Source organism: Micromonospora sp. WMMD1102 (genome assembly GCF_029626265.1).
Classification (GTDB): Bacteria; Actinomycetota; Actinomycetes; order Mycobacteriales; family Micromonosporaceae; genus Plantactinospora.
The window spans coordinates 5,422,678-5,435,674 of sequence record NZ_JARUBN010000001.1; the positions used below are offsets into that span (position 1 = coordinate 5,422,678).

Genomic DNA, 12,997 nt, shown 5'->3' on the forward strand with positions numbered 1-12,997 from the left:
ATCCCCCGCAGCGCGGTCATACTCCCACTCCCATGTGCTCAGCCAACTCCGCAATCGGGGCCGGCGGCGCACCCCTTGTGCGACGCAGTACGTTCGACATCACCTCGTGCGCGATCGGCCGGCAACGGATCTCGGACGGAGCGAGCCGGTCACCGTCGACGAGCGCCTCGCCCGCCCGGTCCAGGTCGCCGATCTGGGCGAAGCCGCGGGCCAGGTCGAGCATGTGGTGCGCCCGCCGTTCCGGCAGCAGCGCGTTGAAACCGTCCCCGCGCATGATCGTCTGCTCGTGGGTCTGCACCGCGTTCCCGCCCTCGCCGAGTTCCACCGCCGCCGCCGCCCGGTGCAGCTCCAGGTTGGTCGGGCCGAAGCTGGTCCAGTAGAGGTTCTGGTCACCGCCGAGCCGGTCGGCCGCCTCCTGGGCCTCGTTGACCAGGTCCTTGACGGTGTTGTTGTCGCCCATCCGGGCGGCCGCCATCGCCCCCTGCAACAGCAGCATCCCGTAGACCGAGAGCCGGGCCGGTGTGGCGTCGTTGGCGCCGCCCGGCGCGAGACGGTTCGCGACGCTCACGTTCACCTCCAGCGCCGGCCGGGCCCGGCCGAGCGCCAGCAGGGCGTTGCCGACCCGGTAGGTCGCCACCCCGGCCAGCAGCGGGTCGTCGGCCCGCTGGGAGACCGCCATCGAACGGTCGGCGGCGAGCCAGGCCAGCTCGTACTCGCCGAGTTTGCGCAGCGCCGACGAGGCGATCTGGTAGACCTGCCCGAGCAGGTGTGCCGCCTTGCCGGAGTCGTCGCCGCCGGTGAGGCTGTCCAGCGCCTGCGCGTCCCGCAGCAGCTTGGGCAGCGCCCGGCTCAGTACGCCGTACCGGGCGTACTGGAAGGTCAGCCAGGCGTGGTTCACCGACTTGGCCATCTCGGCGAGCGAGGGCGGGTGCGGGGCGGCGGCGAAGAACGAGCTCATCGAGTCGTACCGCTCCAGGGCGGAGCGGATCTCGTCCACCTCCACCTCGTCGATGCAGGTGAGCCCGTCGGGCTGGCGTTCCGGCGCCTTGCCGAGCAGAAGCTGGGCGTCGAGCTGGAGTACGTCGGCGATCTCGTACAGCACGGAGAACTTGTCCAGCCGGCGTACGCCGCGCTCGACCTTGTCCACCCAGCTCTTCGACTTCCCGAGCCGATCGGCGAACACCTGCTGCGACATCTTGCGGCGACCGCGCCAGTAGGCGACGCGTCGCCCGATCGGCAGTTCGTCCACGTCCGGCCCTCCTTTCTGCGTCGGCGGGTCAGGGGGCCCGAGCCGGTGCGAAACGGGGGTGCGACTCACGTCCGTGCCGGTCGCACAACGTGTACGTCCCTCCGGAGACGACCGCTCATAGCTTCCGATACAACTTGCGGCTGTCTGCCCGGACAAACGACCGCGTCATACGCCAGTGACGGGCTTCGACCTGCGGAACCGGCGGAAATCGATGAGAGTAGGGATTCACGGAGATGTGGGAGAGAGTCCGTCCACGTTCGGTGCGTTTCGTCCAGCTCGACCGGGTCCGGCTGCGCCGGATCGCGCTCCGTTACGCCGGGCACGGTTGGCAGGTCACCCCCGGCGCATGTCTGGCCCGGCACCGCTTCGTGTGCGGCCGGGCCGGCTGCCCGACCACCGGCTGTCATCCGGCGCTGGAGCAGTGGGAGCAGCATGCCACCGCCGACCCGGCCCGGGTCGCCACCTGGTGGCGGCTGCGGCCACACTCGATCCTGCTCGCCACCGGCCGCGCCTTCGACGTGCTGGAGGCACCCGCCTGCCTGGGCCGGTTCGCGCTGGAGCAGGCCCGACCCCGGCTGTTCGGCACCGTCTCCGACGAGGTCCACGGGCCGGTCGCGGTGACACCGGGCGGCCGGTGGATGTTCCTGGTACGCCCCGGCGAGCCGCTCCGGCCCGAGCTGGAGCAGAGTCTCGACGTGCTCCGGCACGGCCTCGCTTCGTGGATCCCGGCCCCGCCGACCCGGCTGCCGGAGGGGACGGTGCGCTGGGTGGTCTCGCCGGAGGAGACCCGCTGGCGCCTCGCCGACCCGTACGCCGTCCAGGAGCTTCTCGTCGACGCGCTGGACGCCGTCGCACCGTCGTTGCCCGAGCCGCTCTTCCCGGCGCACCTGCCCGCCCCGCGCCAGGGCCGCTGAGGCGCTGCGCCCGTAGGCCAGGGCCGCCGAGCCCGCGATCAACGCCGGGCTGGACGGTTGTCCGCACGGAGACTGTCGAGCTGCCCCGCCTGTGCGCCCAGCGCTTCAGTGATTCAGCGAGTCCGGCGAGTCAGCGAGTCCGGCGAGTCCGGGCCAATGTCCGGATTGTCGCGCCCCGTCTGTGCGCCCAGCTCGACAGTCTTCCTGCGAGGTATCACCCTCCGGCCGGCAAGGGGTCGGCGACGCGCCTGGCCCACGCACCGGGCCGCACGCACCGGGCCGCAGGGGCGGGCCGAAGGGGCGGGCCGAAGGGGCGGCGGCCGCCAGGGCCCGGACACCGAGGCCGTCCAGGCCCGGACGCCGGATGGCTGCCGGGCCGGACGCCCGGTTCCGACCGACCTGCGCCGGTTCTGCCGCTATCGGCCGGACCGGGCCGGCGCGGGCCGGTACGGCTGTGGAGGGCAGCCGTACGGCCTGGTAGCAGGGCCAGGAGCAGCGTGAGAGCCGCCCCTGACCGGGTAATCCGGCGCCGGACTGGTTGACGCCTGAGGAAAGGGCCCACGCCATGCTCAGCAAAGAGGATCAGCGCCGTTTCGACGAGATCACGCACCAGCTCCGGATGACCGACCCCGGGTTCGTCGCCCGGCTCGGCGACCGGGGCAGACTGCGCCGCGCTCGGCTGATACTCGTGTTGACCTTCGTACTCTGGGCCACCGTACCGGCCCTGGTCGTGCTCGGCGGCTGGTTGGCCGTCGCGATCGCCCCGGCGGTGCTGGTGGCGGCCACGTTACTGATGTGGCAGGCCCGGCGGAACCGCTGAGCCGGGAACGGCGGGCGCCCGCCCAGCCGCCCCGGCCGGTCGCGACGGCCGGGCGGTCGGTCAGTCCGGGTCGCCGGCACCGAACCGGGTGTAGCCACGACGCAGCCGCTCGGTGAGGCCGGGCCCGCCGATCGCCGCGCCCGGCGGGCCGAGCTGGCGCAGCAGCAGGTCCGGCTCCGTCGCCAGGGTGGGCGGCCGGTCCGGCAGCGGCACCGGGGCGACCCAGAACCGGTCGAGCAGCCCGGCCAGCGCTTCGCCCGGCAGGTCGGCGAGGGCCAGCCCGGCACCGACCGACGGCGGGCCGACCGCATCGGCCTCGACCGCATCCGCGTCGACCGCATCGGCGTCGACGCGTCCGGCCAACCGGTCGTGCTCTCCGTCGCCGGGGCCGGTGCCGCGCAGCGCCCGCAGCCGGGCGAGTAGCCGCGCACGGTCGCGCCCCCGCCAGTGCAACAGCTGGAACGGGTCCGCGTCGAACGCCTCGGCAAGCAGATAGAAGGCCGCGGCCAGATGTTTGCACGGCACGGCGAAGTCCGGGCAGTCGCAGCGCTGGGTCAACTCGTCGACGCCGGCCGGGAAGAGCGGCGCACCCGCCTCGGCGAAGACCGACTCCAGCTCCGGCGGTACGTCACCGGCCAGCAGTCGCGCGCTGAACAGCGCCTGCGCGGCGAGCAGGGTTTCGAGCCGGCTCCAGACCCGTTCGGGCAGCGGCCGGAACCGGATCGACACCTGGTACGGCCTCGCCCGGGAACCCTGCACCACGGCGGTCACCTCGCCCGGTGCCACGTCCAGCGAGACGACCTGCCCGGCCCGGGCGTACGAGCGGCCCCGGGTGAGCCGGGTGCCCAACGCGAACGACTCCAGTACGTCGAGGAAGCGGCGGGACCACCAGGACTGCCCGATCGCCCCCCGGGCGGTACGGGCGCGCAGTCCACCGTCGACCCTGCGCGGCCGGCCGTACTCGCGGAAGTCGGCCATCACTCCACCACCGCCCCGCGCTCGAGGGCGAACAGCTGGCGCAGTTCCGAGGTGGAGAGTTCGGTGAGCCACTGCTCGCCGCCGCCGACGATCCGGGCGGCCAGTCCGCGCTTCTCGGCGATCATCGCCGCCACCTTCTCCTCCACGGTGCCGGCGCAGACGAACTTGCGTACCTGCACCGCGCGGCGCTGGCCGATCCGGAACGCCCGGTCGGTGGCCTGGTCCTCGACGGCCGGATTCCACCAGCGGTCGACGTGTACGACGTGGTTGGCGGCGGTCAGGGTCAGCCCGGTGCCGCCGGCCTTGAGGGAGAGGACGAAGAGAGCGGGGCCGGCGGCCTGGTCCTGGAACCGGGCGACCATCGCGTCCCGGTCCGCCTTGCCGACGCCGCCGTGCAGATAGAGCACCTCGCGACCGAACCGGGCGCCGAGGTGGGCCCGGAGCATCCCGCCGAACTCGGCGTACTGGGTGAAGACCAGTGCCTTCTCGCCGGCCGCCAGTACCTCGTCGAGGATCTCCTCCAGCCGGGCCAGCTTGCCGGAGCGGCCGGGCAGCCCCGAGCCGTCCCGGAGCACCTGGGCGGGGTGGTTGCAGACCTGCTTGAGCCGGGTCATGGTGGCCAGCACCAGCCCGCGCCGCTCGATGCCCTCGGAGGACTCGATCTTTGCCATCATGTCGTCCACCACCGCCTGGTAGAGCGACGCCTGCTCCCGGGTGAGGTTGCAGAGGACCTCCATCTCCAGCTTCTCGGGCAGGTCGGTGATGATCGAGCGGTCCGTCTTGACCCGGCGGAGCACGAACGGGCCGGTGATCCGGCGCAACCGGGCCGCCGCCTCGTCGTCGCCGTGCCGCTCGATCGGTTCGGCGTACCGCTTCTTGAAGGCGGTCGCGGCGCCGAGCAGGCCGGGATTGGCGAACTCCATGATGGACCAGAGGTCGGCGAGCCGGTTCTCCACCGGCGTACCGGTGACCGCCACCCGGTGCCGGGCGGGCAGCGAGCGGATCGCGGCGGCCTGCCGGGTCGCGGCGTTCTTGATCGCCTGGGCCTCGTCCACCACGATCCGGTGCCAGTCGACCTCGGCCAGCGCGGCGGCGTCCCGGGCCGCCACCGAGTAGGTGGTGAGCACCAGGTCCGCGTCCCGGACCGCCGCGGTGAACTTCGCCCCGCGCGGCCGTTCCGCACCGTGGTGTACGTGTACCCGCAGCTCGGGCGCGAACCGGGCCGCCTCGCGCTGCCAGTTGCCGACCAGCGACATCGGGCAGACCAGCAGGGTCGGGCCGGCCTCGGCCGGGTCACCGGCGAGCAGCGCCAACATCATGATGGTCTTGCCCAGCCCCATGTCGTCGGCGAGGATGCCGCCGAGCCCGAGCGACTGGAGGAAGGCCAGCCAGGCCAGCCCACGCCGCTGGTACGGCCGTAGCGTCCCCCGGAAGCTCTCCGGCGCGTCCCGGGGTGTCAGGTGCCGCTCCGCCTGGCCGGCGAGCAGGTCCCCGAGCGGGCCGTCGGCGCTGACCCCGAGCACCGGCAACGCCTCCGGATCGTCGTCCGGGCTGGCCAGTCCCAGCCGGAGCAGGTCGGCAACGGTCAGCTCGCCACCGGCCTTGAGCAGCCGGAGCCCGGCGGCGAGCCGTTTCGCGTCCAGCTCGACCCACTGGCCGCGCAGCCGGACCAGCGGTGTCTTGAGCGTGGCCAGCGCCCGCAGCTCGGCGGCCGAGAGCGGCTGGTCGCCGAGAGCCAGCTCCCACCGGTAGTCGACGAGCGCCTCCATCCCGAGTGCGCTGCGCGCGGCGACCGTCCCCGGCGCGGTCGGCGCGGTACGCGCCCGGGCCTGCAACCGGGCACCGAGCCGGGCGCCGGGCCGCTGCCACCAGGACGGCAGCAGCACGCCGAACCCGGCGGCGTGCAGCACCGGCGCCCCGTCCCGGAGGAACCGGTGTGCTCCCTCGGTGTCCAGCTCCAGCGCCTCCGGAGCAGCCGTCCGGAGCGCGTCGTCCAGTTCCGGCCAGAGCCGGCTCGCCCGGCCCAGCTCGGTCAGCAGGGTCTCCTGCGGGGCGGCCAGGTGCCGGGCCAGCGCCCGCAGGTCGCCCCGGGCGGCCCAGATCCGGTCCGCCCCGACCACCAGGCTCGGCTCGTCGGCCGCCTGGAGCGCGAACTCCAGCCGCCAGCACCGCTCTGCCCCGCCCGACTCGACCAGCTCAGCCAGCTCCCCCGCCCCGAGGTCGATCTCGATCGGGGCGGGTGGTTCGACGAGCCGGAAACAGGCCCGTACCGGGCTGCCGGCAGCGTCCCGCTGCCAGGTTCGTAGTTCCCGGTCGAGGACGGCCACCGCCTCCGGTGCGGCGGTGAACTCCCGCTGCCGCCCGGTGAGCGCCCGCAGCCAGCTCCGGACGGCGGCGTCGGCGGCACCGGCCCGACCGGCCCCGATCAGCCGTACGCCCTCAAGGGCCGTCCGGGCGGCGGCGTCGGTGAGCGCGTCCAGGGCGTCCGCGACGATCTCCGCCGCCGAGCCACCCGCGCCGGGATCGCCGTCCGGCAGGGCGGCGCGGGCCGCGGGCGGCAGCGCCATGGCCAACGCGCGGGCCCAGCGGGCGTCGGCCCCGCTGAGCAGCGGGCGCCACACCGCGCGGGCCGAGCCGGCCCCGTCCGGTGTGGCGAGGCCGGGCAGGGTCCTGCCCCGGCGCACCAGCTCGACCGCGAACCCGGCCAGCCCGGCGAGGTGGCGCAACGACGCACCCCGGACCGGCAGGCTCGCCGAGCCGTCGGGTTTCCGGCCGGCCGGCCGCCGCCGGTCGGCGGGTGCTCCCCCGGCACCCAGCGGCTCGTCCGGGCCGCAGGCGAGCAGCACCGGAAGCGCGTGGTCCGCGTCGTACTCCAGCACCGGCACCCGCCACGGGGCGAGTCCGACGGAAGCGCGGCCCGGCTCGGCCGGCTCGGTCCGGACCAGTTCCGCCGAGTCGACGGGTGCGCCGGCCCGGGTCGGCAGGGCGAGCAGCACGCTGCCGGTGGTCGCCTTTGCGGCGAGTTCGCCGAGCACACCGGCCAGCCCGGCGTGGCCGGCGGCGAACGGGTGCGGCCGGTGCCGGGGCGGGCGGCCGGGCCGGCGCGGCGGCCGGACCGGCAGCGTGGAGTTCTCACCCCACACCGCGAGCCGGCCCCCGGCCAGCCACGACGCGTGGACGACCAGCACGCAGAGGTCCCTTCTCGGCCGTGGGGTCAGCGGGCGGCTCCCTTTCTAGCACCCCGCCCGTCACCGCCGCCGGGGCCTCGCCGGCACGGCGAGCGTCGACGTCCCGGAGCGCTGCCGGCCGGCCGCTCCCGCCCCGGGCGTGCACACCCGACTGGCGAATTCCGGCATTTACCCAGTCACGAATCGAACAGTTCCGCCCCGCTGGCCGTACCAACGGAGAAGATGACGACAGGCATGGATGCGTCGGCATCACGAGGTGAGGCGGTGACCATGGACTTCCCCATCGTGAAGCGGGCGACGCCCGGACGCTACCTGCTGCGCGGACTGCTCTCCTGCGGGCCCTGCGACGAGTTGCTGATCCCGTCCTTCTCGTCGAGCGGGCGCCGCTACTACGGCTGCCCCCGCCGGCAGTGCCCCCGGCCGTGGATTCCGGCGGAGCAGGCCGAGCAGGCCGTCTGGGCGCACGTCACGGCGACGTACGGGGACGCGGCCCGGGATGTGCCGCAGGACCGGCGACCGGCGCTGCTGGCCGCCCTGCTCGCCCGGGTCAGCGTCGGGGTGCGGGTCGCCGACCTGCACTACCAGTGGCGGTGAAACGCCCGGGTGCGGCGATCCCCTGCGGCGGGGACGTTCCGGCGGCAGGATGGCCCCATGGAGGGCTCCACGGAGATCCCGCTGGTCGGCGGCGTGGGTGACGGTGGCACGGTGCTGGTCGACCTCGACGTGCACGGCCGTCCGCCGCTCACCCACCACCATCTGATCGACGACGGACTCGCCCAGGCGGAGATCTACGAGCTGGAGGCGGCGGACACCGGCGAGGGGCCACCCTGGCTGTACCGGTGGCGCGGACCCGCACCGTCCTGAGCAGTCCCTTCCCGCCCGTCGCCACGCACGGATTCCGTCCGTGGACCCGCGTCGAGCCGGCCCGGGTCGTCCCCCGGACCGGCTCTGTCCGTTCCGCCGCTACTTGCCGCGGAAGACCCGGACCGTGGCGACGCCGCCCAGGGCGAGCGCACCGAGCAGTACCGCCCAGATGATCGTGGTGCTCAGGCCGGTGCCGAACTCCGCGTTCGCCTTGGCGTTGGCGGCCAGCGACTGGTCCTGCGGGGCGGGCACCACCACCGGGGGCAGCTCGGCGTACCGCACCAGGCCGGTGCTCTCCAGCAGGGTCATGTGGGTCTGCACGAAGCCGTTCGCCTGCTCGGCGAGCGTGCGTACGGTCTCGTTGCGGGTGCCGGACCGGACCGCGCCGATGACCGGGAAGATCGCCCCGTGCGCCGCCCGCAACCGGTCCACGAAGATCCGGTCGAACCGCGCCCCGGTGGCGTTCGTCATCTCGTCGAGCCAGCCCTTCTGCTGGGCCGTCGGCTCGGTCGGCAACTGGACGCCGAGCTTGTTCGCCGCCTCGACGGTGAGCTGGTCCAGTTCGACGTGCTGCTTGGCGATCTCGGCGCCGATTTCCCGGACCCGCTGGCTCTCGCCCTTCTCGGCGGCCATCTGCCCGGCCGGCATCTCCCAGAGCCCGGCCAGCCGGACCCCGCTGAGCAGTGTCATGTCGGCCGCGCCGAGCTGGGTCGGCCCGGCCGGGGCTGCGTTGGCCGCACCGGGCAGCACGAGCAGACCGACTACCAGGCCAGCCAGCAGGCCGGCCGTCCGGCGCATTCCCTTTACCGCAGATCGGGCCGTGGCCACGTACTCAACCTCCCATAAAGCGGCGCCAGAGTGGCAATGGAGTTGTCGGCCAGGACGGTATTGCGGCGCGCGCTTATGAGTCAATCTCGGAAGGCCGGGCAGAGCGAAGCTTAGGGCATATTTAAAGGAAATTTATACCGGCGGGTAGCCTCGGCGCCGCCGGGCGGAACCACGGACGACGGGCCGGACCTGCGCTTTTCCCGCCGCGTCGCGCCGGCCAGCCGGACGGGACGGGGAAAGTCCACCGGAAGCGAGGCGGCCGACCACGTCGCGCAGTACGGCGATGACCCGGGGTGACAATTCCCGGCAGGGTCTCCGGCGGACAGAAGGGGTTGGGTGGGCGCGGCAGGTTTCGAACCTGCGACCCCTCGCTTGTAAGGCGAGTGCTCTCCCACTGAGCTACGCGCCCGGAGTGCCTGACGGCCACCGGCGGCGGCAAGCTTACCTGCCGCCCCGGTACCCGCTCCACCCAGTTCACCCAGCGGGCCGGGTTCAGGCCAGCGCCGCCGCCAGGGCCTTGCGCCAACCGGCCTGGTCACGCGCCTCCCCGGGGCCGTTGCACTCGGCGAAGCGCACCGTACCGGCCTTGTCGATCACGAACGTGCCCCGGTCGGCGAAGCCCGCGTTCTCGTTGAAGACGCCGTACGCCCGGGCCACCCCGCCGTGCGGCCAGAAGTCGGCGAGCATCGGGAACTGGTAGCCCTCCCGCTCGGCCCAGACCTTGTGCGCGTACACCGAGTCGACGCTGACGGTGAACACCTGGACATCGTCGTTCTGGTATTCGTGCAGGTTGTCCCGCACCTCGGCGAGTTCACCCTGGCAGGTGCCGGTGAACGCGAGCGGGTAGAAGACGAGCAGCACCGCCCGCCGACCCCGCAGGTCGGACAGGCGCACCTGCTGGTTGTTCTGGTCCTTGAGCACGAAGTCCGGCGCCTCGGCACCGACGTCGATCGGCATGCGGTCCTCCCTGGTCGTGGGGCATTGACCGGCTGATCACGCGGATCGGCCGGCTGGGCCGTACGGGTGCGGCGTCCGGGCTGTTTCTCCGGCCCCGGCCCGGCTACTTCTTCGCCTTGGCGCCTCGACGCAGGACCAGTCGCGCTCCGCTCCAGTCCTTGCCGGCGTTGACGGTGGAGGTCTGCTGGAGGCCGGCGGTGACCGCCGTCTCGCTGACCTCGCTCGGCTCGACGTGCCCGTCCCGGCCGGCCTTGGGAGTCAGCAGCCACACCACGCCGTTGCCAGCCAGCGGGCCGAGGGCGTCGACGAGCATCTCGAACAGGTCACCGTCGCCGTCGCGGTACCAGAGCAGCACCGAGTCCACGACCTCGTCGGTGTCCTCGTCCACCAGCTCTCCGCAGCGATCGGTCAGGGCGTCCCGGAGATCCTGGTCGACGTCGTCGTCGTACCCCATCTCCATGACGACCATCCCCGACTCGATGCCGAACCGGTCCGCCACGCTCCGTACGCCGTCGGCGGCCTGACCAGCGGTCGCGCTCACTGTCACGTGCCTCCTCATCTCCCTGCCAGCGGCATCCGGGTGACGCCGATGACGCAAAGTCCACACAGTTGTCCCGCCGCGCGCAAGTGGCACACCGAGTCGAAGGGAATTTACCGTGCCAGCAGCGTTCGGGCACCCTGGGTAATGGCCTCTTCGGAGACCAGCACGGTACTGGCGGCCGGACCCAGCGGGACAAAGGTATCGATAGCAGCTACCCTACGGGCAGATCCGACAAAACCGGCATCGACCAGCGCCGCCACCACCCCCTCGCCGACCCCGCCGGACCGGCGTGTCTCGTCCACGACCAGCACCCGGCCGGTGGCCTGGGCCTCCCGGATGATGTCCGCCACCGGCAGCGGTGCCAGCCAGCGCAGGTCCAGCACCCGGGTGCCGACATCCTCCTCGGCCAGCTTCGCCGCCGCCCGCAGCGACATGCGAACACCGTTACCGAACGTGATGATCGTGACGTCCTCGGCCGAGCCGACGCCGTACACCCGGCCCCGGCCGATCGGGACGTGGCTGGCCGTCCAGCCGCCCGGCCCGAGGTAGGGGGCGAGCCACTCCCCGTCGCCGTCGGTGTGCAGATCGCGGGTGTGGTAGAGCGCGATCGGCTCCAGGAAGACGCAGACGCTGCCGTCCACCGCCGCACTGGCCAGGCAGGAGCGCAGCATCGGCGCGGCGTCGTCGGCCCGGGACGGCACCGCGAGCACCAGCCCCGGCACGTCCCGGAGTACGGCGAGCGAGTTGTCGTTGTGGAAGTGCCCGCCGAACCCGTCCTGGTACGCCAGCCCGGCGATCCGGACCACCATCGGGTTGCGGTAGGCGCCCCGGGAGAAGTACTGCATGGTGGCCGCCTCGCCCCGGAGCTGGTCCTCCGCGTTGTGCAGGTAGGCGAGGTACTGGATCTCCGGCACCGGCAGCATCCCGCTCAGCCCGGCGCCGAGACCGAGCCCGAGGATCGAGGTCTCGTCCAGCAGCGTGTCGAAGACCCGGGGGGCGCCGAACCGGTCCCGCAGGCCCTTGGTGACCCCGTACACCCCGCCCTTGACCGCCACGTCCTCGCCGAAGACGGTCATGCCGGGATAGTCGAGCAGCCCGTCGGCGAGCGCGGCGTTTATGGTCTGGGCCAGGGTCAGCGACCCGGCCTGCTCCGGCAGCTTGCCGTCGAAGGCGGCGTTCCGGGCGGCGGCGGCCGGCCCGGCGGCCCGGCCGGCGGCGTCGGTGACCGCCCGGGCTACCCGGACCGGGCGCCTCGGCGCCAGCGGCGCCACGATGTCCGCCGCGCTGTCCAGCTTGCGCTCCCCGAGCACCTCCTCGGCGACCTTGCGGACCTGCCAGCCGACCTCGTCGTAGCGGGCGATCAACTCCTCCGGGGTTAGTACGCCCGCCTCGGCGAGCAGCCGGGCGCTGCCCACCAGCGGGTCCCGGGCCACGTCCCGGGCGATCTCGGCGGCACTGCGGTACGCCAGCTCGGCATCCGCCCCGGCGTGCCCCATCAGCCGCACCGTCGACAGGTGCAGTACGGCCGGACGCCGGTGCCGGCGCACCCAGGCGGCCGCCTCGACCGCCACGTCGTACGTCTCGACCAGGTCGCAGCCGTCCGCCGAGAAGTACCGGATGCCGGGCTTGGCCCGCAGCGCCTGCGTCACCCAGCCGTCCGGCGACCGGACGCTGATGCCGAGCCCGTTGTCCTCGCAGACGAAGAGCACCGGGAGGCGCAGTCCGGTGTGGTCGCACCAGCCGGCGGTGTTGAAGGCGGCGACGGCGGTGGCGTGGTTTACCGAGGCGTCGCCGAACGAGCAGACCACGATGGCGTCGGCCGGCCAGGCCGACTCGGCCTCGCCGCGCTGCCGGGCCGCACCGGCACCGGCCACCCGACGGCCGCCGGCGGACCGCCCCCGGCCGTCGCCGAGCCGGCGCAGCCGTTCGATGGCGAAACCGATCCCGACCGCCCGGGGCAGGTGCGAGGCGATGGTGGAGGTGGTCGGTACGACGGCGACGGCGGCGTTGCCGAAGACCTTGTGCCGGCCGCCCGCGATCGGCTCGTCGGCGGAGGCCACCACCCCGCGCAGCACGTCCCGGGCGGCCTCCAGGATCGCCGCCGGCGCGCCGGCCTCGGATTCGTCGTCGGACCGGGGGTCGGCGGGGTTCGCGCCGGAGCTTGCGTTGCCGTCCTGGCCGCGCATCACCTCGGCCACCCGTTCGGCGACCCCGACCCGGTGCACCGCGCCGTCGGCCCGGCCGCTCGGCGTGGCCGGGTCCTCGGCGTCGGCCTGGGCGACCCGGGCGCAGTAGAAGGCGCCGGAGCGGTAGTGCAGCAGGGCCGGATCGGTCGGCCGGACCGCCAGCGCCACCGCGGCGTTGCCCTCGTGCCCGGAGGAGCCGATGGTGTAGTAACCCTCGCCGAAGCTGCGCAGCCAGCGGGCCGCGAGATCGAGATGCCGGCTGACCAGTTGGGCGTCGAAGAGTTCCAGCGCCGTCCGGCCGTCGAGCGTGCCGCCGTCCCGGACCGGTTCGGCGGCCGTGCGTCCGGTCGCCGACACCTCGATGGCGCCGACCGCCTCCCGGAACCGTTCGTCGAGATCTTGGGGGGTGGTCACGTCCGACAGCATTACCGACGCCGGCCACCCGTGACCACTCAGACACGTCACAACCGCC

The 12,997-nt window shown here is 73.5% G+C and carries 11 protein-coding genes and 1 tRNA gene; 4 read left to right on the forward strand and 8 right to left on the reverse strand.

Annotation, left to right across the window (positions count from 1 at the left end; all coding sequences use genetic code 11):
- Positions 1-16: 16 nt before the first annotated feature.
- A complete protein-coding gene (locus tag O7626_RS24280) occupies positions 17-1,249 on the reverse strand; it encodes a helix-turn-helix domain-containing protein (RefSeq protein ID WP_278063414.1) in 1,233 nt (410 codons plus the stop codon).
- 260 nt (positions 1,250-1,509) lie between these two features.
- Between O7626_RS24280 and O7626_RS24285 the strand changes: the two genes are divergently transcribed.
- Positions 1,510-2,163, forward strand: a complete 654-nt coding sequence (locus O7626_RS24285) for a bifunctional DNA primase/polymerase (RefSeq protein WP_278063415.1) — start codon at positions 1,510-1,512, stop codon at positions 2,161-2,163.
- Positions 2,164-2,728: 565 nt separating this feature from the next.
- Positions 2,729-2,983, forward strand: a complete 255-nt coding sequence (locus O7626_RS24290; protein WP_278063416.1) for a DUF3040 domain-containing protein — start codon at positions 2,729-2,731, stop codon at positions 2,981-2,983.
- A 60-nt stretch (positions 2,984-3,043) separates the two neighbouring features.
- Here the strand turns inward: O7626_RS24290 and O7626_RS24295 are convergent, their stop codons facing one another.
- Both O7626_RS24295 and O7626_RS24300 read right to left on the reverse strand, forming a co-directional pair.
- Positions 3,044-3,961: an SWIM zinc finger family protein gene (locus O7626_RS24295; RefSeq protein WP_278063417.1), complete on the reverse strand. Its 918-nt coding sequence runs from the start codon at positions 3,959-3,961 to the stop codon at positions 3,044-3,046.
- Complete coding sequence (locus tag O7626_RS24300) at positions 3,961-7,149, reverse strand: DEAD/DEAH box helicase (RefSeq protein ID WP_278063418.1); 3,189 nt, start codon at positions 7,147-7,149, stop codon at positions 3,961-3,963. Before O7626_RS24300 ends, O7626_RS24295 begins: the two co-directional genes overlap by 1 nt.
- Before the next feature lie 270 nt (positions 7,150-7,419).
- Between O7626_RS24300 and O7626_RS24305 the strand changes: the two genes are divergently transcribed.
- Together O7626_RS24305 and O7626_RS24310 are read left to right on the forward strand one after the other, a co-directional pair.
- A complete protein-coding gene (locus O7626_RS24305; RefSeq protein WP_278063419.1) occupies positions 7,420-7,743 on the forward strand; it encodes a zinc ribbon domain-containing protein in 324 nt (107 codons plus the stop codon).
- Between the two features lie 57 nt (positions 7,744-7,800).
- Positions 7,801-8,013, forward strand: a complete 213-nt coding sequence (locus O7626_RS24310; RefSeq protein ID WP_278063420.1) for a hypothetical protein — start codon at positions 7,801-7,803, stop codon at positions 8,011-8,013.
- Positions 8,014-8,112: 99 nt separating this feature from the next.
- On the opposite strand, the gene O7626_RS24315 is transcribed toward O7626_RS24310, so the two are convergent.
- The 5 genes from O7626_RS24315 to O7626_RS24335 all read right to left on the reverse strand — a co-directional run bounded on the left by O7626_RS24315 (position 8,113) and on the right by O7626_RS24335 (position 12,951).
- Positions 8,113-8,811: a DUF4142 domain-containing protein gene (locus tag O7626_RS24315; RefSeq protein WP_278063421.1), complete on the reverse strand. Its 699-nt coding sequence runs from the start codon at positions 8,809-8,811 to the stop codon at positions 8,113-8,115.
- A gap of 367 nt (positions 8,812-9,178) precedes the next feature.
- Positions 9,179-9,250 (reverse strand) — tRNA-Val (locus O7626_RS24320).
- 83 nt (positions 9,251-9,333) lie between these two features.
- Positions 9,334-9,798: a peroxiredoxin gene (locus tag O7626_RS24325; RefSeq protein ID WP_278063422.1), complete on the reverse strand. Its 465-nt coding sequence runs from the start codon at positions 9,796-9,798 to the stop codon at positions 9,334-9,336.
- Positions 9,799-9,901: 103 nt separating this feature from the next.
- Positions 9,902-10,339: a DUF3052 domain-containing protein gene (locus O7626_RS24330; RefSeq protein ID WP_278063423.1), complete on the reverse strand. Its 438-nt coding sequence runs from the start codon at positions 10,337-10,339 to the stop codon at positions 9,902-9,904.
- A gap of 110 nt (positions 10,340-10,449) precedes the next feature.
- Complete coding sequence (locus O7626_RS24335) at positions 10,450-12,951, reverse strand: transketolase C-terminal domain-containing protein (RefSeq protein WP_278063424.1); 2,502 nt, start codon at positions 12,949-12,951, stop codon at positions 10,450-10,452.
- Positions 12,952-12,997 lie beyond the last annotated feature (46 nt).